Source organism: Chryseobacterium caseinilyticum (genome assembly GCF_014837145.1).
Lineage (GTDB): Bacteria > Bacteroidota > Bacteroidia > Flavobacteriales > Weeksellaceae > Chryseobacterium > Chryseobacterium caseinilyticum.
In genome coordinates this window covers 101,708-122,998 of record NZ_JACYFS010000007.1, presented here as the reverse complement: position 1 = coordinate 122,998, position 21,291 = coordinate 101,708, and the positions used below count along the sequence as shown (strand labels likewise).

The following is a 21,291-nucleotide window of genomic DNA, read 5'->3' as shown; positions in this document are numbered from 1 at the left end:
AGATTTTCACAGATGTTTATGTTTTAAGAAAACTTATATGTTCTTTTATTTTCAAACATTTTAACTTAAATAAAAGGTGTGTAAATCTTTTGTGACTTTTGTTGTAAAAAAAATCTCAAAGTTTTGTTAATCATTTATTATTAATGTGCGGATGCTAAAAGTTCCTCTTCCAGTTTTTGTCTTTGAATTCTTTTAGTCTTTCTGCTCGGCATTTTTTCATGTAAATACTGGAAGATTACATACATCACCGGAATAATAAAAATCCCGAAAACAACTCCTGTAAACATTCCGCCCACGGTACTGATTCCGATAGAGTGATTTCCTTTTGCTGCTGCACCTTGCGTCCAAACCAATGGAAGCATACCGATGATGAAGGCAAATGAAGTCATCAAAATTGGTCTTAAACGTAATCTTGAAGCCTGTAAGGCAGATTCAATCAATGATTTTCCTGCTTTTCTTCTTTGAACGGCAAACTCGACAATCAGAATTGCGTTTTTCGCTAACAATCCGACGAGCATGATTAAACCAACCTGAACGTAAATGTTATTATCAATTCCAGCCAATCCTGTGAAAGCAAATACTCCGAAAATCCCGGTTGGAATCGTTAAAATAACCGCAAACGGAAGAATATAACTTTCATACTGAGCTGCCAGTAAGAAGTACACAAACAAAATACTTAGCATAAATACAAAAGCAGTCTGTCCGCCGGTTTTGATTTCTTCACGGGTAATTCCTGTCCATTCGTAACCATATCCTCTTGGAAGTGATTTTTGGGCAACTTCTTCTACCGCTTTGATCGCGTCACCGGTACTGTAACCAGGTTTCGGAGTTCCGTTGATGGTCACGGCGTTGAATAAGTTATTTCTTGACACTGTTTCCGGTCCGAAAGTTCTCTTTAAAGTCACCAAAGTCTTTACAGGAACCATTTCTCCGGTTTTATTTTTGACATAAATTCCTTCCATTGAATCTGCATCGTTACGGTAAGCAATATCTGCCTGAGCCATTACTCTGTAGTATTTCCCGAATCTGTTGAAATCTGAAACGAAGCTGCTTCCATAATAAATCTGCATGGTCTGCATCAATTCAGTTACGGAAACTCCGAGCTGATTGGCTTTATCTGTGTCCACATCAATCGTGTACTGAGGATTTCCTGCTGCGTATGTTGTAAATGCGAAAGCAATTTCCGGACGTTTCATTAATTCTCCGATAAAAGTCTGAGTGGTGGTTCCCAGCTGTTCAAATGAGCCGTTCGTTTTATCCTGCAACATAAATTCAAATCCTGAAACGTTACCAAAACCCTGTACCGTCGGGAAGTTGAAGAAGAATGCGTTGGCATCTTTTACCTGAGCTACTTTTCCTGTCAAGGCTGCTGCAATCTGATCGGGATCTTTTACTTCGCCACGGTCTTCAAAGTCTTTAAGCTTAATAAAACCTGCAGCATACGGTGATGCGTTAGAATTACTGATGAAATTCATTCCGTCGGCAACCCACAGATGATTTTTGGCTTTTTCACCGTTGATGATTTTATCAATCTGTTCAGTCGCTCTGTGGGTTCTGTCCAGTGAACTTCCAGGAGGCGTATTCACGGCATACAGAACAAATCCCTGATCTTCTGTTGGAATAAATCCTGTCGGAGCTTTATTGATTAAGAAAACACTTCCCGCTGTGATCAATGCAAGACCTGTAACGGCAACCCATTTATTTTTAATTAAAAATTTAAGGCTGTAAATATACTTTCTGGTCATGTTGTTGAAGCTTTTGTTGAAAGCGTTGAAAAACTTCGCTCCAAAACCTTTTTTCTGACCATGTTCGCCGTGTTCTCCCTTAGGATCATTCAATAATAAAGCGCATAACGCCGGACTTAAAGTCAATGCATTAACCGCTGAAATCAGAATCGCGATCACCAAAGTAAAGGCAAACTGTCTGTAGAAAACTCCCGCCGGACCCTGCATAAAACCAACCGGAATAAACACCGCACACATTACCAGTGTTATCGAAATAATCGCTCCCGAAATTTCGCTCATAGAGTTTGTCGTGGCTTGTTCTACTGGCATTCCTGTCTGTTCCATTTTTGAATGGACGGCTTCCACGACGACAATCGCATCATCCACCACAATACCAATCGCGAGTACCAGTGCAAACAAAGTCAGCATATTGATACTGAAACCAAACATCTGCAGGAAGAAGAATGTACCTACAATCGCTACCGGAACAGCAATCGCAGGGATTAAAGTGGATCTGAAATCCTGAAGGAAAATATACACCACAATAAAAACGAGAATAAATGCGATGACCAGGGTTTCCACCACCTGATGAATTGACGCATCCAAAAAGTCTTTTGAATTGTACATGATGATAGGCTCAACTCCTTTAGGTAAGGTTGTTTTCATTTCTTCAATCTGCTTTTCAATAGCAGTTAAAATTTCATTTGCATTTGAACCTGCTGTCTGTAAAATGGCAAATCCTGCTACAGGTTTACCGTCCATTCTGTTGGCTGCTGTGTACGTGTAAGAACCGAATTCTACTCTCGCAACATCCTTCAATCTTAAAAACGAACCGTCACTGTTTGATTTAATGGCGATGTTTTCATAGTCTGCATTTTTGTTTAATTTACCTTTATACTTTAAGATATATTCGTAAGTTTCCTTGCTTCCCTGTCCAAGACGTCCCGGTGCTGCTTCAAGATTGTGATCTTTTACTGCTGCTAAAACTTCCTGTGGAGAAAGATTGTTGGCTGCCAAACGGTCTGGTTTCAGCCAAAGTCTCATGGAATAATCTCTCGTTCCGAAAACCTGAGCCTGAGCAACTCCCGGAATACGCTGTATTTGAGGAATAACGTTGATTTTTAAATAATTCTGCAGGAAAAGTTCATCGTACTGTTTTGGATCCTCACTGGATAATCCCATAAACATAATCATACTGTTCTGAACTTTCTGCGTGGAAATTCCCGCCTGTACAACCTCCTGCGGAAGCTGACTCATCGCTTTTGAAACACGGTTCTGAACATTCACCGCTGCGTTATCGGGATCTGAACCCTGTTTGAAAAACACACTCAAAGTCATGGATCCGTCGTTACTTGAGTTGGAAGTCATGTACGTCATGTTCTCAACACCGTTCACCGCTTCCTCAATTGGAACGGCCACGGAACGGGCAACAACTTCTGCATTTGCTCCCGGATAAAATGCCGTCACCTGAACGCTCGGCGGTGCAATATCGGGAAACAGCGTTATCGGCAGGTTAAAAACCGACATCGCTCCCAACAGCAATAGTATAATGGAGATAACCGTAGAAAGTACCGGTCTATCTATGAATTTTTTTAACATAAGAAGTTTAATTTTAGGTTGCTATTAGCGATTAGCTTTTGGCCACTGGCTAAAAAAATAATGCTTCAGAAATAATATTATTAAATATTGAATTGAAAGCCAGAAGCAAAAAGCTGTTTTACAATGGTTTTGCTTTAAGTAAACTGTCAGAAGAAATCGCTTTTGGCTGAATAGTAACCCCATCTTTCAACGCTCCGATTCCGGTAAACACAATTTGGTCACCTGCAACCAGTCCTTCAGAGATAAAGTAATAGCTGTCTGTTTTTCCTGAGATGGTGATTGGTTTTCCGGTTACTTTTTTATCTTTTCCAACGACGTAGACGTAGATTTTATCCTGTATTTCGAAAGTAGCTTCCTGCGGAATAACCAACGTGTTGGCAAATAACTGAGGCATACGGACTCTCCCTGTATTTCCCGTTCTCAATGTTCCGTTCGGATTTGGGAAAACTGCGCGAACGCTGATGGCTCCTGTAGTTTTGTCAAATTGTCCATCCACGATACTCATTTTTCCTTTTTCAGGATAGGTGCTGTTGTCGGCGATGACCAAATCTACCATAGGCATATTTTTCAGTTTTTCGTTTAAGGTTGCTCCGGCGTACTTTTTCTGGAAACCGATGAAATCCAATTCACTTAACGAGAAGTAAGCGTAGATTTCACTGATGTCTGAAAGCATCGTCAACGGATCAGCATCTGTTCTTGAAATGAGACTTCCTTTTTTGTGAGGAATTCTCCCGATGTAACCGCTGACAGGCGCTGTAACTGTGGTAAATCCAACGTTGATTCTGGCACCGCCAACGGAAGCTTTGGCCTGCGATCCTGCAGCAACAGCCGCTGCGTAATTGGCTTTTGCAGTTCTTAATTGAACATCAGAAACTACTTTTGCAGCAACTAACGGCTGAAGTCTGTCTACTTCTACTTTCGCTTTTTGAATGTTAGCATTAGCAACCTGTAGATTGGCATTGGCCATATTCATCTGTTCACCGTACGCTCGTGAATCTATTTTAAATAAAGGCTGTCCTGCTCTCACGTAAGCGCCTTCTTCTACGTAGATTTTATCTAAATATCCGTCAACCTGTGATCTGATTTCAACATTGTTTTTTCCTTCCAAGGCGGTCGGAAATTCCTGATAAATTGTGGCTGGAGCTGAGGTTACGGTAAATACCGGCAATGCCGGAGCGGGTGGAGCAGCATTGTTGCCTTCTGCTGCTTTGGTGCAACTCTGTAAAAGAATGATACTTGATATTAGTACAATCAATTTTGCTTTTGCAGTTGTTTTCATTGTAAGTTTTATTTTTTAATGATGTGTAAGATTAAGTATGTAGTTTTGTATTAAATAGTGTTATTATTTCTAACAGTGTTAAGTACGGTGTAAAAAAAATAACAGAATTAACAGTATGATTATTTTGTTGCGTTCATGATTACGTATTTAAGTTTAATTTTTAGATTGGAAATATTAACATTGTTATTTTTATTAACACTGTTAATGATAAGGGAAGAAAATGGCTAGAAATAATGTAAAAAAATCGTATTTCATTTTTTAAAGTTTTAGTTTGTTTTAATTTAAATTATATAAAATCTCTCGTTAATTTTCCTAACAGCGTTAACCTGTGGTTCAAAAAAATTTTACAGAGATTTAATAAAGGCCGAAACCGTTTCGTCTAAAGTTGTTTTATTCATTGTAGAAGGAATATCATCATTTCTCATCATCATAATTGAGATCAATCCGTGTACTGCAGAAAACAAAGCGTGCGAAGAGTGACAGGCATTATCAGGATTTGAACCTTTCTTCTGAATAATTTCAAAAGTAGAGTCGTACAACATGTCCTGAAACGATGAAAATTCTTCTTTCATCATCCCTTTCCCGCTGCACTGCATTCCCAAACCAAACATTAACTGATAATATTCTTTATTTTTAAATGCAAAATTCCAATATGCGTCAACGATTGCTGTTAACTGATCTTCAGGAGTGTCGTGCTTTTCTTTAGCCTTCAGTAATTCGATTTGCAGACAATGAAAACCATTGATAGAAATTTCATAAAGAATAGCTTCTTTGTTTTCAAAGTGGTCATAGACTACCGGCGCACTGTATTCAATAGCATCCGCAATTTTACGGATTGAAAGTGAAGCCCAACCGTCAGTTTTAGCCAAAGTGAATGCAGCCTGCAAAATGTTTGCACGGATAGATTCCTTTTCTCTTTGACGACGTTCATGTAAACCCATGATTTTATTTTACTAACAGTGTTAGCAAAACTACAAACATTTAACTATACCAACCAAACTATTTTGTCTAATTTAACTTTTACCGAAACTTTTACAATATATTAAATTCGTAAAATGCTTGTGGATTGGACATTGGAAGACGTTATTTTTTTATTATTGTAAAAACAGATAGTTTAAATAGTCTGACTCAATTAGATTATCTTTTAACAATAACTGAAAGAATTCTCTATCTTTGCTTGAAAATATAAAGAAATGGATACTCCTTCAAATATGTTGGCATTAGGTACAAAAGCACCTTATTTCGAGCTCCCAAATCCTTCCAAACTCAACGAAACAGAAAATCTTGAAGATTTGAAAGGTGAAAAAGGAACTTTGGTCATTTTTATGTGTAACCACTGCCCTTTCGTGCTTCACATCATCGATAAGCTGAATGAACTCTATGAAGATTATAATGATAAAGGGATCGAATTTATAGCCATCAATTCAAACAACGTAGAAAAATATCCTGCTGACTCTCCCGAAAATATGATTGAATTTCAGATCGACAGAAAATTTGATTTTCCATATCTTTTTGACGAAAGTCAGGCCGTTGCAAAAGCATACGATGCAGCCTGCACACCGGATTTCTTTTTCTTTGATGATAAATTAGACCTTATTTACAGAGGACAAATGGATGACTCGAGACCGGGAAACAACAAAGATATTACCGGCGAAGATTTAATTATTGCTTTTGAAAATCTTCTTTCAGGCGAGCCTCAGGAAGAAATTCAGAGACCGGGTATGGGATGTAATATTAAATGGAAGTAAAAATTTTCTTTTAAAAATAGAGAGCCGTCCACACGACGGCTTTTTTCATGGAATTAAATAAAAATATATTGACCTGTGAATCATTTCAAATTTTCGATACTGGACTGGTTTTAGGGAATATTTTGCATGTACATCATTTTTAAATTTAAATTGAAACAACTTCAAGCTTTCATTTTAATTAAAAAAAATTTCCGTCCTCAATTTGGCTACATAATTTCCTGCTTAGGATACATGGTAAACTGTACGAATAATGACCTTTGCATCATTCAATAATTAAAAATTTAAAAAATATGCACTCAGATCAAAAATTAATTGCACTCGTTACCGGTGCCAATACAGGAGTAGGATTTCAGATTGCCAAAGCATTGGTTGAAGATCATTATCTTGTTTACATTGCATCAAGAAATATTGACAGAGCAAAGACCGCTGCTGAAAGTTTAGGCGAAAATGCCGTGGCCATAGAACTCGATGTTACAAAACAGCACACCATCGATGAAGCCGCAGCAAAGATTCTCAAAGAGCATGGCAAACTGGATCTTCTGGTGAACAACGCGGGAATTTCACACGCCGGAAAACCAGGCCGTACAATGCAGGAAGTATTGGCAGCTAACAAACCGAGCATAGCGCCGATCGAAGAAATGCGAACCGTTTGGGATACCAATGTTTTCGGTGTAGTATCAGTTACTCAGACGTTCCTGCCATTACTAAAAAATGCTGACAATGCAAGAATCGTGAATGTTTCCAGCGGTTTGGGTTCGCTCACTTTAAATATGAATCCTGAAAATCCTTACAGATCAGCTTACGACGTAGTGTACGGAGCTTCAAAAGCAGCAATGAACGCGATTACGGTAGCTTTTGCACTCGAACTTGAAAATACCAATATCAAAATCAGTGCAGTGAGTCCCGGCTTTACTGCAACGGCACTCAACAATTTTGAGGGTACAGATACTGTGGAAGAAGGCTCAAAAGAACCTGTGCGTGTGGCTCTGGAAAAAGACGGCATCTCAGGATTATTCACCGGTCCAGGACAGGAAGTATTCCCTTGGTAATAGTATAAATCTATGACCTGCATTGCCTCATGGTTTTGCAGGTTTTTTTTCTAAATTTAAATTATGAAAAAAGAGAAGAATCTCATCCGGTTTCAGTCGATCAACGAAATTCACGATGCCTGCGGTATTCCGAAACCAAAGCATCCTCTCATCAGCCTTACGCATATCGAAAAAGAAAGCTGTTTCGATGTGTCACAATTTCCGGTGTATGATGTGCTGAACTTTTACAAGATTACACTTGTCATGAAAAATAAAGGAAGAATGCGCTACGGACAGGATTACTATGATTTTGATGAAGGCAGCATGATGTTTCTCGCACCCAATCAACTTGTGGGAATTACCGAATACAGCGGTAATGCTGAGTATTATGTCTTCCTGATTCACCCTGATTATCTGCTGGGTTCGCCTATGGCAAAAAAAATAAAGCAGTATGCCTATTTCTCTTACTCGGTAAATGAAGCTCTGCATTTGTCTGAAACTGAAAAAGAAACGGTGATCTCGGTTTTCAAATTTATAAGTAATGAACTCAATGACAGAATTGATGAATTCAGTCAGGATGTTATTCTTGCACAGATTGAATTGCTTCTGCAGTATGCGAACCGTTTTTATAAGCGACAGTTTATCACCAGAAAGACCGTCAATAATGATGTCCTCGAAAAAACAGAAGAAATTCTTGAAGAATATTTTGAAAACAGCAGAGCACTCGAACTGGGTGTACCAACCGTACAGTATATATCAGAAAAACTCAATATTTCTGCAGGTTATTTAAGTGATCTTCTCCGTGCCCTGATCGGGAAAAATGCGAAACAATATATTCATTACAAACTGATTGAAAGGGCAAAGGAAAAACTGTCTTCTACCGATCTGTCTGTGAGTGAAATCGCTTATGAACTGGGATTCGAGCATTCTCAATCCTTCAGTAAATTATTTAAAAACAAAACTTTAAAGAGTCCGCTGGAATTCAGACAGTCTTTTAATTGATTTTTGTTGTAACGATACAGTTTAAAAATCGGTTTCCTTTAGTGTTACTGTTTTTATACTAAATGAGCAGTTACCCTACAGCAACTGCTCATTTTTTTTATTTGAATTATCCAATAATATAAAAAATCGTATTTTATTTAATATCAGTTCAGACTCCTTTTTTAAAATTAAAATGATTGATTAAAATTCTGATTTCATTAAACTCAAAATCCGACGGCAGCGCATTCTTCCATTCATTGAGGGTTTCGTGAGGTTTTTTATAAAACTCGTCTTCAAAAATTTTGATTTTGTCTGAAGTGATGACTCTGGAGATATCCAGCAAACCCTGTTCTGCATATTTTGCGAGATGACCGATGACGGTTTCCTTCACCAAACCTCTCTCCATGGCAATCTGGGAAATTGTTTTTCCCTGTTCAAATAATTGGAAAGTTAAAACCTGAGAAGGAACTTTCGCAATCTGCATTGTCACTTCCTTATTATTTTTTTCATCTAAAAGTTTGGTTTCAAGTAAATGAATTTCCCTTAAACTGTTGAGGTATTCTTCAGTATCTTCAAGCCAGTTCCTTAGGTCGTCATTGTATTGTTTCAGGCCTTTCGCTCCCTTAATTTCAGAATAAAAATCCTTCATCGGATCAAAAATTTTATTCCTTGTTTCTGTAAAAAAGAAATTGACGGCGCCTTTGGTTTTACTTTCAATTTCAGCCCATTCTTCTTCTCCGGCGATGAAGCTGTTGATTTTCTGATTTAAAATACGGTCGAGTTTATCAAAAATTCTGACGAGATTCAGGGTATCGTGTTTCAGTTCCTGATAGAGTTTTTTTGCTTTTAAATGATCAATACTTTTGGTGACAATCGAGCGGTTGTTCCAGTCTTCCACTTCTTTCAGAAACCAATGGCAGTCGAGTGTTCTGAGCACTTTTCTGATGCTGTAATCGTATTTTTCCCTGTTTATGATGGTTTCCACCTGATCGTTAGCGTGCGTATCTCCCTGGAATTTTAAAATACGGTTATCTTTAAAAATAACTTCAGGGGTAATTTTTGATTTTAAAACAATGCCCTCCAAAGTACGGCAACGTGAAAGTGCAACATACACCTGTCCTGCCGTAAAACTTTTTCCTGCATCAATAATCACTTTATCAAAAGTTAAACCCTGACTTTTATGAATGGTAACCGCCCACGCCAGCTTGATCGGAAACTGCTCAAAACTTCCCAAAACTTCTTCCTTGATATTTTTTTCGCTGTCGAGAAAATATTTTTTCTGTTCCCAGACTTCTCTTTTTACAGTAATTTCACGTTCAGAACCTTCTAAAACGACTTTGATTTCCTTTTCATCCAAAGAAGAAATTTCACCTAATTTTCCGTTGTAGTATTTTTTTTCACCAGAAATATCGTTTCGGATAAACATCACCTGAGCGCCAATTTTTAAATCTAAAAACTGCTCATTCGGAAACTGATTTTCTTTAAATTCACCAAAAAGTTTGGCTTCATAGGTTGTGCCGTCGTGTTTTAATTCCTGGAGTTTTTCCTGATTAATGTCGTCGGCCATTTTGTTGTGCGAACACAGATAAACATAAGGCTGATCTCCCGAATCAAAAAGCGGATCGTATCTTTTGTTGAGCTCTTCAAAATTAATACTGGCAACATCGCCGTCGCGGATCGCATTTAAAATTTCAAGAAAATCTTCGTCGGTCTGTCTGTAAACCTTTGTCAGTTCGATTGTAAGTAACGGAATCTGTTTGATGGCTAAACTGTCGAAGAAAAACGGTGAACTGTAAAACATTTTTAAGACATATTCATCTCTCACCACTGGCGGAAGCTGATATAAATCTCCGATGAAAAGCATTTGTACACCTCCGAAAGGCTGCACATTTCTTCTTATAAAACGCAGTGAATGGTCCATCATATCCAGAACATCGGCTCTGAGCATTGAAACCTCATCAATAATGATTACTTCTACTTCACGCAGGAGTTTTAATTTATCTTTTCTATATTTGAAATGTTGTTGAAGATCAAAAATATTATTGGCAAGATTGGTATCGATTCTGTCGGTGGTCGGCAGAAAAGTTCTGAGTGGAAGCCCGAACATAGAATGCACGGTAACTCCGCCGGCGTTGATAGCAGCGATGCCTGTGGGTGCCACAACGATGTGTTTTTTGCGGGTACGTTTTACGAAATCGTTCAGGAAGGTGGTCTTTCCGGTTCCTGCTTTACCGGTTAAAAATACACTTCGGTTGGTATGCTCAATTAATTCAAAAAAATGATCTTTCATCGTGTTCAAAATTACAAAAATGTTGCGAAGGCATACACTTTGATTTCGTTTAAAAAAATGATATAATGAAAATGAGTTTAGTAAAAATAATTTCTGTTTGCATCTTTTCTCTTATGATCACAGCATGCAAAACTGCTGCTCCAGATCCGGAAACACTGCCAAAAGATATCGCCGAAAGACCTGCTGATGCCGACAGCAGAAAATATGATCAGGCACAGCTCGATATTTTAAAATCAGCGATAGACGCAGAAATTGCCAAAGAAAAATGTACAGATCCGAAAGACTGGGCATTCTCTCCAATTGGCGCAAAAGCTTGCGGAGGACCGTATTCGTATATCGCTTATCCGAAAAAAAATGAGGAATCTATTCTTGCAAAAATTGAAAATTTCAAAAACAGAATGATTGATCACAACAAAAAGTATAACCTTACCTCAGACTGTATGCTTCCGGCAGAACCGGTTTCCATAAGATGCGAAGGTGGGAAAGCAGTGCTTGTGTATCCTTAGGGGAAAAGAAACAAGGAAAAAGTAAAAAGAACCCAGGTTTACTTAAAGAGACCAGGAAAAAAAAAAAGAGAAAAGATAAGTGTAAAGAATAAGTTTAAATTTGAATTTTAAATTAGTTTTCATCAAATACAACTTTTCAATACTCAAAAACCTCGAAGTGGTTTAATATCCATAGCCGTGGTTGAAACCCATGGTAAATGACAAACGATATTCACGAGAACCACGGAGTGGTTGGCCTGAGTGAGACTTCTAAAAACAAAAACGACTTTGAAAAACATTTCCAAAGTCGTTTTTGTTTTTAAGTCAAATTATCAGAAATAAATGAAGCCCTCAGACTCTGAAAGCCTACAATCCTCAGACTCTCCAGCCCTTCAACTCATCACTCCTCCTTATACCACGAAGAATATTTCACATAATTATCTGCGATTCTGTTTACTTCACCTTCCAGAAGCTGGGAATTGATGTCCTTTAATTTCCTTGCCGGAACGCCGCCCCACACTTCTCCGGATTTAATGTGAGTTCCCTGCGTAACTACAGATCCTGCTCCCACAATTGAGTTTTCTTCTACCAGACAATTATCCATCACAATCGAACCCATTCCTATAAGAACGTTGTCCTGGATGGTGCAGCCATGAACAATTGCATTGTGACCGATGGATACGTTGTTACCAATATTTAGAGGATGCTTCTCGTAAGTGCAGTGCAGCATTACATTATCCTGAATGTTGACTTTGTTGCCCATTTTAATATAATGTACATCCCCACGAATCACTGCATTGTACCAGATGCTGCAATCTGTTCCCATGGTAACGTCTCCGATGATGGTTGCGGTTTCTGCCAGAAAAGTGTTCTCTCCGATTTGCGGTGTTTTACCTAAAAGTTCTTTTATTAAAGCCATAATTTTATGTGAAAATTTGAAAATGAGTTTATTTGAAAATTAGATTTAAAAACTATGGTGGTAAATTACAGTGATAGCAAAAATCTAACTCCGGTTATCCTTGTCTCCATTCTAAAATCCGTATTTTTGTACATTCAAATTTAATTAAAAAATGCATACCATACTTATAGAACCAACCGAAAACCCGAAAGTGATGAAATTTGTAGCCGACTACAACTTAATTCCGGGTTCTCTGGAGCTGGACAGAGATTCTGATGTCTCAGAAATTCCTTTGGCGCAGGAACTTTTCAATTATCCTTTTGTGGAAAGAATATTCATTACTGCCAATTTTATCGCGGTTGCAAAACAGGATACCGTAGAATGGGAACACGTAGCTGAAAGCCTGAAAAATGTAATCGAAGATGAATTGTTGGCCAACCCGAGAATTTATCTGCAGAAGAAAAAGGAAATGTATCAGATCTACGCTGAAATGACGCCGAATCCTAACGTGATGAAATTTGTTTCAAGCCAGCTTTTGATGGATGGTTTCGTGGAAGTGAAATCCAGAGATCAGGCTCAGGGCGTACCATTAGCTGAGGCAATTTTCACTGAATTTGATTTTGCAAATGAAGTTTTCATTTCTGACAATTTCGTAGCGGTGACAAGAGACAATTCTGTTGAATGGCATCAGGTAATGATGGCGGTTCGCGGTTACATTGCAGAATATCTTCAGAGTGGTGGTGAAATTTCAACAATTGAAGCTCAGAAGCATGAAAATCCGGTTGAGAAAATTATCAACAGAGATTATACCGATGACGAGCAGAAGATTTCTGATATTTTAAATGAATATGTTGCTCCGGCAGTAGAAAATGATGGTGGAAAAATTTCGTTAATGGAATACGACGGATCTACAAAAACAGCCAGAATGTTGTTGCAGGGTGCGTGCTCGGGCTGTCCAAGTTCAACCGCAACTTTAAAAGGAGGAATCGAAAATATTTTAAAACAATTCGTACCTGAACTGGTAGAAAGAGTAGAAGCCGTAAACGGATAAATAGATAAGTAATGAGCAATGAGTAATAAGCAATATGTAAATTACTCATTACTGATTACCCATTACTCATAATTATGAAGGGAATTTTATTAGTCAACCTCGGTTCGCCAAGGTCAACATCTGTTCCGGATGTAAAAGAATATCTTGATGAATTTTTGATGGATGAACGCGTGATCGACTACCGCTGGTTTTTCCGTGCACTTTTGGTAAAAGGAATTATTCTCAATACTAGACCTGCAAAATCTGCCGAGGCTTACAAAACAGTCTGGACAGACCAGGGTTCGCCTTTGATTGTCATCACACAGCAGCTTCAGAAAAAACTTCAGAAATTAGTGGATGTTCCGGTAGAGATTGGGATGAGATATGCCCAACCGAGTATTGAAGCAGGAATTCAGAAACTCGTAGATCAGGGTGTAACGGATATTGTGCTTTTTCCACTGTATCCGCAATATGCGATGAGTACAACAGAAACGGTTATCGAGAAAGCTGAGGAAGTGAGAAAAAAATCTTTTCCGCAGGTGAGAATCAATTACATTCAGCCTTTTTACAACAGAGATATTTACATCGACTGTCTTGCAGAGAGCATTAAAGAAAAACTTCCTGAAAATTTTGATGCGCTGCAGTTCTCCTATCACGGAGTTCCGGAAAGACATATATATAAGACAGATCCCACCAATACCTGTAATCTCAACGACTGCTGCTCGCGTGAAAGCAATCCTAGCCATCAGTTTTGCTACCGTCATCAGTGTTTTGATGTAACTAATTCGGTGATCAAAAAATTGGGACTACCAAAAGACAAGGTGATGGTAACTTTCCAATCCCGCCTGGGGAAAGATAAATGGATGGAGCCTTATACTGATGAAACCCTTGAAACGGTAGGAAAAAAGGGTGTGAAAAATTTAGCTATCGTCTGTCCGGCCTTTGTTGCAGATTGTCTTGAAACTTTGGAAGAGATTTCTGTAGAAGGTAAACATCAGTTTGAACACGGTGGTGGTGAGAATTTCCACTACATTCCGTGCCTTAATGATGAAGACCGGTGGGTAAATGTTGTAAAAACACTTTGTGAAGAGAAATTAAATGAATTTTACAGGGTATGATATCAAAATAATCGAAAAAAATAATTACCCCCCCCTAAATTCAACATTGAATTAATATAAAAATTAAAATATTTTAACAATACCCCTAAAAATTTAGGGGCATTGTTTTGTTTATTGAATATTTTTCATACCTTTACCTCATCAAAGACAAAATGACACTTTAAAAATTTGAAATGATGGAGGCTACTATTGAAATTTTAAAAAAGAAAATCGAGGTTTTGAGTCCGGATCTTTTGGAAGCTCTTTCAAAAATTCTTGACAAGGTAGAAACACAGGTGCTGGCAGATATTCCGCAGTTTCAGATGGACGAAGTTTCGTACAGAATTCAGTTTCATTCTGAAAATCCTGCTACCAAACTTGATTTCTTTGATAATGTTGCCGAACTGGAGCAGATTTGCGCTTAAGCCATGAAAATACTTCTGTCATCAATCGCAAAAAATGACATCCGGATGCTGATGCGTGTGTTTAATGCTGAAAAGGAAAATAATGATAAATTTTTTCTGGATGTACTGAAAGATTCTGTACAGCAGATTGTAGAAAATTCAGAGCATATTGATATTAAAAACAGGGAGATGCAGGTTTTTAAAACCGACAGCCTTCCGGTCAATATTCATTACATCATTGAAGATAATGACAGCTTATTGATCACAGCGGTTTTTAAAAATTAAAAAAACCTGAAGAACGGAACTTTGTTTATTTGACATATTATATTTTATTTTTCTGTGAGTCTTCATAAGACAGTTGATCGCCCAAACCTTACATTTAGCATGTAGGGTTTTGGTTTTTATTATTTAACTGGCGTTCTGAATTCCCCATAACCGATAAGTCCGTCGTAATTTCTCCCGAAAGGCCTGTAATATAGGAATGCTTGATACAGATTTTCGGTCTGCCAGAAATTCCCGTTGATTTCGCCAAAATCCACACTTCCGCCAGCCTCTTTTGTGGCGAGAATATAGTTGTAGAAACCTTGTTTCAAAAATATTTTAGCAACATATTTTTTCTTTTCCTGATCATAGGTCATCAGCGATTCTTTGGAAGGTTTAAAATCATTAAAACCACCTAAAACATACAGTTCTTTATCCATCGGTTCAGAGTCCAGAGAAAAATGAACCACCGCATAATCCGCCTCACGATCTGCATTCCTTTCTATTCCCATATCATTTCTCCTGAAATACCACGCACCATTTACATCTGGCTGATACTGGTAATCCAACGGATACGCCCAAACTGAGTGAAGATAAGTTTGATGTACGTTATCTATGATTTCTGTCGCCCGCACCATATCTGCCGGCATCCTGATGTTTTTATTATCAAAATAGTAAAATTCATTATTACCAGGAAATGTAAGATTCATTTGCTGAAAAAGAAGCTGATTTCCCATTGTTGAACTGGGCTTTTGGTTATAAACAACCATATTTGGATTGTTATTCTGAACCACATTCAGAGACATTGAATTGACGTTAGACGAAATATCTCCACCTTTAGAAGTTGCCTGCACTTCAACTCTTTGGTTGATGTTGGGTTTTCTTGCATCAGAAACTCTGGTAATATTTAAAGCTAAATTAACACCGCTCTCAGAAATACTGAATCTTTTTTTAAATAAAGGTTTATCTGCAGAATCTTTATAAACAATAATCTCAAAATTTCCCGAAATTTTCGGTCTGATTTTGTCATTCGGAAATGTAAGTTTATAATGTGTGTAAGACTGAAGCGTGTTAAAAGAATATTCGAACTGATCCAGTAAAGCATTCATCGTTCCTGTAGCAATTTCGGTAAAGAATAAATTATCATCCTGCCAGTTTCTGTCATAATGTTTCAAAGTATATCGGTAGATTGTACTTCCGTTGGTTAAATCATCAAAACTTAAAACCAACTGTTCGCCCATAGTAATAACAGGCGTTTCGTCATTAGTCTGGGGATTAAAAAGCTGTACGCTCTGTATATTTTGACCGAATGCAATACTGCTAAGGCTTAATAAAAAAATCTTCAACGTTTTCATTATGACGAAGATAACGAATCTCTAAAGAATATCGTATTTTTGAACGCTAAAAAATTTTTAAATATGCTTCAGATCCAAGGCTTCGTGTGCAATTTTGCAAGTGAGAACACCTATATCATTTACAACGAAAACAAAAATGCGTGGCTCATCGATCCAGGCAATATGAATGAGCAGGAAACCAAAGCTATTGAGAGCTTCATTACGGAAAAGGATTTAAAAATTAAAAAAATCATCTTAACTCACGCTCATATTGATCATATTTTAGGCTTGCAGTGGGCATTTGACACCTATAAAGTTCCTGTAACCATGCATCAGGATGACAAAGAAGTTATGGATATGTTCCAAATCAGCGGAATGAGATTCGGGTTTGAGCTGGATCACATTAATGTTGATTTAGAATACATCAAAGAAGGAGACGAACTTGATTTTGACGGAGAAAAATTTCAAATCTATCACGTTCCGGGACATTCGCCAGGCAGTGTTGTTTATCATAATGAAACACAAAAATTTATGATTTCAGGGGATGTTTTGTTTGAAGGAAGTATTGGTAGAACTGATCTATACAAGGGAAATTACGAACAGTTAATTGAAGGAATTAAAACGAAACTTTTAATTTTGGATAAAGAAACACAAGTATTCTCAGGCCACGGAAATCCAACTACGATTGGTTTTGAAAAACAATATAATCCGTTTTTGAAGTAATTTTCTTAAAATTTTAATACCAAAAGATAGTTCAGTTCCTTTTTGTTATAAAATTAAAGACCCTTGAATATACTAATATTCAAGGGTCTTATTGTGGTCCCACCTGGGCTCGAACCAGGGACCACCTGATTATGAGTCAGGTGCTCTAACCAACTGAGCTATAGGACCTCAAAATTTGGTTAAATTTTGTGTTTGCAAAAATAGTAAAATTTCTTTCTCTGCAAAACTTTTTATGGCTTTTCTTGGCAAAGTTCTACCAAAACACCATTGGTTGATTTCGGATGCAGGAAGACAACTAATTTGTTATCAGCACCTTCTTTAGGCTCTTCAGATATAAATTGAAATCCTTCTTTTTTTAATCTTTCGATCTCATAAGTAATGTTTTCTACGCCAAAAGCCAAATGATGAATCCCCTCCCCTTTTTTATCTATGAATTTTGAAATCGGACTATCCTCTTTCGACGCTTCCAAAAGCTCAATTTTCGATTCTCCGGCTTTGTAAAAAGAGGTAACAACGCCCTCGCGCTCCACAGATTCTTTTTTGTAAGATTTTTCGCCTAAGAGCTTAGTAAAAAGTTCATCAGAAACTCCCAATGACTTCACAGCGATACCGATATGCTCAAGTTTCATAAATATATTGATAAGATAATTAATTCTTTGATCTATTTTAAAAAGATCAATTAAAACAAAAGTAGTAAATTTGCACAAATTATGGAAAGTAACAGACAAAGAAAAGTAGCACAGATTATACAGGAAGATTTCGCAGAACTTTTCCGCAAACAGGCATCAGAAAGTAAGCAAAACTTTTTGGTTTCCGTTTCGGATGTGAAGGTAACTCCGGATTTGGGAATTGCAAAAATTTATTTAAGCATTTTTCCACAGGAATTCCGTTCCATCATTATGAAAGAGATTGAGGAAAATAAGGCTCAGTACAGAAATTTCATCGGTCAGAAAATGGCAAAACAGGTTCGTATTATTCCGCAACTTAATTTTTACCTGGATACAACGCTGGATGATGTGGAAAAAATTGAGAAAGAACTTCGTGGTGAAGGAGAAAATCCTATTCTGTAGATCTTGAAAAACATTGCTTTTTACATTGCATCGCGCTACCTGATTTCAAAAAAAGGAAGCACAGCGGTTACCTTCATCACATGGCTTGCTGTGGGAGCGATGAGCGTTGCGGTGACTGCAATGTTTGTGATTATTTCTGTTTTTTCGGGGCTTGAAGATTTCAATGCTGATCTCGTAAAAGACCTGCACGCAGATATTACTGTTAAGAGCACGGCCGGAAAAACAATCAAAAACCCTTCGGAAATTTTAAAAGTTTTAAAACAAAACAAAGATATCTCCCAGTTCTCAAGGGTTATTGAAGAAAAAATCTATATTAATTTCAACGGCAAAGGCGACATCGCGTATCTCCGTGGTGTAGATTCTGTATACGCCCAGGTAAATCCGATACATAAAAGCATTGTCTACGGAACTTATCCGGATTTCAAATTTAAGGATGAGGTTCTGATTGAAAATTCTCTCGATTTAAGACTGTCAATTCCGGTAAATTCAGAAAAAGATATGGCAACGCTGTATATGCCGAAGCCAGGTAAAGGTCTTATCAACAAAGAGGAAGATATTTACAACCGAAAAAACATTTTCGTAACCGGAGTTTTCCCCGGAAAGGAACAGCTCAACAATTACATTATTGCTCCGATATCTTTAGCTGAAGAACTTTTGAATCTCCCAAAAAACTCTGCCTACAACATCGTTATCAAACTTAAAAATCCAGACAGAACAAATGATGTAAAACTGGAACTTGAAAAAAGTTTAGGTAAAAATGTGATTTTAAGCACAAAATCTGAAGAAAATGCAGCATTCTGGAAGATGATTAACACTGAAAAACTATTCATCTACCTGATTTTCGGACTGGTAATTTTCATTACAACATTTAATCTTGCGGGCGCCATCATTATTCTGCAGCTGGATAAACGTGAACAAGCAAGATCATTGGTTTCACTTGGTTTTCCTTTGAGCCATCTCAGAAAAACATACTTTTACACCGGACTTCTCATTGTTTTTGCAGGAATTTTGACAGGTTTACTAATTGGAACTGCACTCTGTGTTTTTCAGGAGTACACAGGTCTGTTTAAAGTGGTTGATGACCTGCCTTTCCCAGTGAGAATTGAAGGCAAAAATTATCTTATTGTTGCTGCTACAGCAGCAGGTTTTGGCATTCTCATATCATGGTTTTTCTCGAAGATCAGCAAGGGCTATATTACTAAAAATTAATATATAACGGCCTTAAATTTTGTACCTTTGTCGCCCAATTTCAAAAAAAATGAAGCGATTTCTATCTTTTTTAGCATTCAGTTTTGCTGTAATCATCAGCAATGCGCAGGCTCCTGCAGGGTATTACGACAATGCCGCAGGTCTCACCGGAGCAAATTTAAAAACAGCTCTGAAAACAATCATTACTGCAAATCACAATCCCGGAAGTTATGGCGGTTTATGGACAGCCTATCAGACGACCGACCGCGACAATGCACCCGGAGTCGCAGGATTGGAAAATGATAACAGCATTTTAGACATTTACTCAGAAAATCCTAATGGTCCTGATCCATACAACTATTTTAGCACAGCCTCACAATGTGGAAATTACAACGGAGAAGGCGACTGTTACAATAGAGAACACATCGTACCTCAAAGTCTTTTTAATGAAGCTTCTCCAATGGTTTCAGATATACATTTCATCAGAGCAACTGATGGATCTGTAAATAATGCAAGAGGAAGTTTACCTTTTGGTGTAGTAGGAGTAACCAATTACATTTCACAAAATGGGTCTAAAAGAGGCAATTCTGTTTCACCTGGTTTTACAGGAACTGTTTTTGAACCTATAGATGCATTTAAAGGTGATGTTGCAAGAATGATTTTTTACTTCGTTACACGATATGAGACTCAACTTTCAGGATTCTCTTCTGGTAATATGCTTGGAAATTCTGCTTATCCAGGACTTCAGACATGGGAACTGAACCAGCTTTTAGCTTGGCACAATGCTGATCCTGTATCACAAAACGAAGTTATTAGAAATAACGCTTCATACACCTACCAGGGCAACAGAAATCCTTTTATTGATAACCCTTCTTATGCCAATGCAATTTGGGGAACTCAAAGTGTGGATACACAGGCGCCAACAACACCAACAAATCTTGTAGTTACGGGAACTACACCAAATTCAGTTTCTCTGAGCTGGACAGCCTCTACAGATAACGTAGGTGTTACTGGATACAATATTTATGTAAACGGAACGCTTCATTCGACAGTTACAGGAACTACCGCTACAGTTTCGGGACTTGCGTCAGGCACTACCTATTCATTCTATGTAGTGGCGAAAGACGCTTCCAATAATCTTTCACCTCAGAGCAACTCTGTTCAGGGAACTACAACAACAGATACCCAGGCGCCGACAGCTCCTGCAAACCTCGCTGTAACAGGAACTTCAAACAATTCGGTATCATTGAGTTGGACAGCCTCAACTGACAATGTAGGTGTTACGGGATATAATATTTATTTAAATGGAACTTTCCATTCAACAGTAACAGGAACTTCGGCAACTGTTTCAGGTTTGAACCCATCAACAACTTATTCTTTCTACGTTGTGGCCGCAGATGCAGCAAATAATCTTTCTGCCCAAAGCAATACAGCTCAGGGTACAACGACCGCTACTCCACCAGCCGGTACCAATTGCGGAACAGAAGATTTCTCTACAATCCCGGCAAATGCCAACAACTATACCACAAGAACATGGACGAACAACGGGATTACATGGACCGCAACTGATGCAAGAACAGACCAAACCATCAATGGCAGAGCTATCGTTATAAGAACAGGAAGTCTTACCAGCTCAACAATCACGAATGGAATTCAAAGCATTACATTAACTACCCAACTACCGTTTACTGATAACGGAGGAACTCTCACAGTGCGTGTTAACGGAAATATTGTAGGAACGGCTCCTTACAGCACAACAGTTCAGACTACGACCATCAGTAATATTAATGTTTCCGGGAACGCTGTCCTGTCAATCACCAATTCAAACAATCAGAGAGTCGGAATTGATGATTTGAGCTGGACTTGCGGAACATTGAGCACAAAAGATCTTACTGTTGAGAAAGCACAGTATCAGCTTTACCCAAATCCGGTAAAAAACCACCAGATTTTCATTAAAGGTGAAAAACTTGATATGATTAAAACTGCTGAAATTTATAATCTGAACGGTCAGCTTTTAAAGAAAATTGAAAAACCATTTATTCATTCAAATAAAATTGAAGTAAGAGAACTTACCAAAGGAATTTACATTCTTAAAACAGATGAATTCTCGACGAAATTTATAATTGATTAATCTAAAACGATTTTCAGATCC

The 21,291-nt window shown here is 37.8% G+C and carries 19 protein-coding genes and 1 tRNA gene; 12 read left to right on the top strand and 8 right to left on the bottom strand.

Going from position 1 to position 21,291, the window contains the following annotated elements:
- Nucleotides 1–140: 140 nt before the first annotated feature.
- The 3 genes from IC610_RS17310 to IC610_RS17300 form a co-directional block, all read right to left on the bottom strand.
- On the bottom strand, nt 141–3,323 hold the full coding sequence (locus tag IC610_RS17310; protein ID WP_191737954.1) for an efflux RND transporter permease subunit: 3,183 nt from the start codon (nt 3,321–3,323) through the stop codon (nt 141–143).
- Nucleotides 3,324–3,441: 118 nt separating this feature from the next.
- A complete protein-coding gene (locus IC610_RS17305) occupies nt 3,442–4,602 on the bottom strand; it encodes an efflux RND transporter periplasmic adaptor subunit (RefSeq protein WP_191737953.1) in 1,161 nt (386 codons plus the stop codon).
- Nucleotides 4,603–4,946: 344 nt separating this feature from the next.
- Nucleotides 4,947–5,543: a TetR/AcrR family transcriptional regulator gene (locus IC610_RS17300; protein ID WP_191737952.1), complete on the bottom strand. Its 597-nt coding sequence runs from the start codon at nt 5,541–5,543 to the stop codon at nt 4,947–4,949.
- Between the two features lie 252 nt (nt 5,544–5,795).
- On the opposite strand from IC610_RS17300, the gene IC610_RS17295 reads away from it, so the two are divergent.
- From IC610_RS17295 to IC610_RS17285, 3 genes are all read left to right on the top strand, one after another.
- The gene (locus IC610_RS17295) at nt 5,796–6,350 is read left to right on the top strand and encodes a thioredoxin family protein (protein ID WP_191737951.1); all 555 of its coding nucleotides are present in this window, start codon (nt 5,796–5,798) and stop codon (nt 6,348–6,350) included.
- 290 nt (nt 6,351–6,640) lie between these two features.
- Nucleotides 6,641–7,399 carry an SDR family NAD(P)-dependent oxidoreductase gene (locus IC610_RS17290; RefSeq protein WP_191737950.1) on the top strand — a complete coding sequence of 253 codons (759 nt, stop codon included), beginning with the start codon at nt 6,641–6,643 and terminating at the stop codon, nt 7,397–7,399.
- A gap of 63 nt (nt 7,400–7,462) precedes the next feature.
- Nucleotides 7,463–8,380 (top strand): helix-turn-helix domain-containing protein, encoded by a 918-nt coding sequence (locus tag IC610_RS17285; protein WP_191737949.1) that lies wholly within the window; start codon nt 7,463–7,465, stop codon nt 8,378–8,380.
- A gap of 148 nt (nt 8,381–8,528) precedes the next feature.
- Here the strand turns inward: IC610_RS17285 and IC610_RS17280 are convergent, their stop codons facing one another.
- Nucleotides 8,529–10,649 carry a helix-turn-helix domain-containing protein gene (locus IC610_RS17280; protein ID WP_056075489.1) on the bottom strand — a complete coding sequence of 707 codons (2,121 nt, stop codon included), beginning with the start codon at nt 10,647–10,649 and terminating at the stop codon, nt 8,529–8,531.
- Between the two features lie 65 nt (nt 10,650–10,714).
- On the opposite strand from IC610_RS17280, the gene IC610_RS17275 reads away from it, so the two are divergent.
- Nucleotides 10,715–11,155, top strand: coding sequence for a hypothetical protein (locus IC610_RS17275; RefSeq protein ID WP_191737948.1), 441 nt, complete (start codon nt 10,715–10,717; stop codon nt 11,153–11,155).
- Between the two features lie 379 nt (nt 11,156–11,534).
- Here the strand turns inward: IC610_RS17275 and IC610_RS17270 are convergent, their stop codons facing one another.
- Nucleotides 11,535–12,053 carry a gamma carbonic anhydrase family protein gene (locus IC610_RS17270; RefSeq protein WP_191737947.1) on the bottom strand — a complete coding sequence of 173 codons (519 nt, stop codon included), beginning with the start codon at nt 12,051–12,053 and terminating at the stop codon, nt 11,535–11,537.
- Between the two features lie 151 nt (nt 12,054–12,204).
- Between IC610_RS17270 and IC610_RS17265 the strand changes: the two genes are divergently transcribed.
- From IC610_RS17265 to IC610_RS17250, 4 genes are all read left to right on the top strand, one after another.
- On the top strand, nt 12,205–13,083 hold the full coding sequence (locus IC610_RS17265) for a NifU family protein (RefSeq protein WP_191737946.1): 879 nt from the start codon (nt 12,205–12,207) through the stop codon (nt 13,081–13,083).
- Nucleotides 13,084–13,157: 74 nt separating this feature from the next.
- Nucleotides 13,158–14,180 (top strand): ferrochelatase, encoded by a 1,023-nt coding sequence (gene hemH / locus IC610_RS17260; protein ID WP_194698935.1) that lies wholly within the window; start codon nt 13,158–13,160, stop codon nt 14,178–14,180.
- A 173-nt stretch (nt 14,181–14,353) separates the two neighbouring features.
- On the top strand, nt 14,354–14,584 hold the full coding sequence (locus tag IC610_RS17255) for a hypothetical protein (RefSeq protein ID WP_128414202.1): 231 nt from the start codon (nt 14,354–14,356) through the stop codon (nt 14,582–14,584).
- A gap of 3 nt (nt 14,585–14,587) precedes the next feature.
- Nucleotides 14,588–14,848, top strand: coding sequence for a hypothetical protein (locus IC610_RS17250; protein WP_191737945.1), 261 nt, complete (start codon nt 14,588–14,590; stop codon nt 14,846–14,848).
- Between the two features lie 119 nt (nt 14,849–14,967).
- On the opposite strand, the gene IC610_RS17245 is transcribed toward IC610_RS17250, so the two are convergent.
- Nucleotides 14,968–16,179 (bottom strand): type IX secretion system plug protein, encoded by a 1,212-nt coding sequence (locus IC610_RS17245; RefSeq protein WP_191737944.1) that lies wholly within the window; start codon nt 16,177–16,179, stop codon nt 14,968–14,970.
- 63 nt (nt 16,180–16,242) lie between these two features.
- On the opposite strand from IC610_RS17245, the gene IC610_RS17240 reads away from it, so the two are divergent.
- Complete coding sequence (locus IC610_RS17240; RefSeq protein WP_191737943.1) at nt 16,243–16,881, top strand: MBL fold metallo-hydrolase; 639 nt, start codon at nt 16,243–16,245, stop codon at nt 16,879–16,881.
- Nucleotides 16,882–16,975: 94 nt separating this feature from the next.
- Here IC610_RS17240 and IC610_RS17235 read toward each other — a convergent pair.
- Both IC610_RS17235 and mce read right to left on the bottom strand, forming a co-directional pair.
- Nucleotides 16,976–17,049, bottom strand: a tRNA-Ile gene (locus tag IC610_RS17235).
- 62 nt (nt 17,050–17,111) lie between these two features.
- Nucleotides 17,112–17,510 (bottom strand): methylmalonyl-CoA epimerase, encoded by a 399-nt coding sequence (gene mce, locus IC610_RS17230; RefSeq protein ID WP_191737942.1) that lies wholly within the window; start codon nt 17,508–17,510, stop codon nt 17,112–17,114.
- Nucleotides 17,511–17,591: 81 nt separating this feature from the next.
- Between mce and rbfA the strand changes: the two genes are divergently transcribed.
- Genes rbfA through IC610_RS17215 form a run of 3 tightly spaced genes read left to right on the top strand, consistent with a single transcriptional unit; the run spans nt 17,592 to nt 21,270 of the window.
- Nucleotides 17,592–17,951, top strand: coding sequence for a 30S ribosome-binding factor RbfA (rbfA, locus tag IC610_RS17225; protein WP_191737941.1), 360 nt, complete (start codon nt 17,592–17,594; stop codon nt 17,949–17,951).
- Nucleotides 17,952–17,954: 3 nt separating this feature from the next.
- On the top strand, nt 17,955–19,160 hold the full coding sequence (locus tag IC610_RS17220) for an ABC transporter permease (protein WP_191737940.1): 1,206 nt from the start codon (nt 17,955–17,957) through the stop codon (nt 19,158–19,160).
- A 49-nt stretch (nt 19,161–19,209) separates the two neighbouring features.
- The gene (locus tag IC610_RS17215) at nt 19,210–21,270 is read left to right on the top strand and encodes an endonuclease (RefSeq protein WP_191737939.1); all 2,061 of its coding nucleotides are present in this window, start codon (nt 19,210–19,212) and stop codon (nt 21,268–21,270) included.
- Nucleotides 21,271–21,291 lie beyond the last annotated feature (21 nt).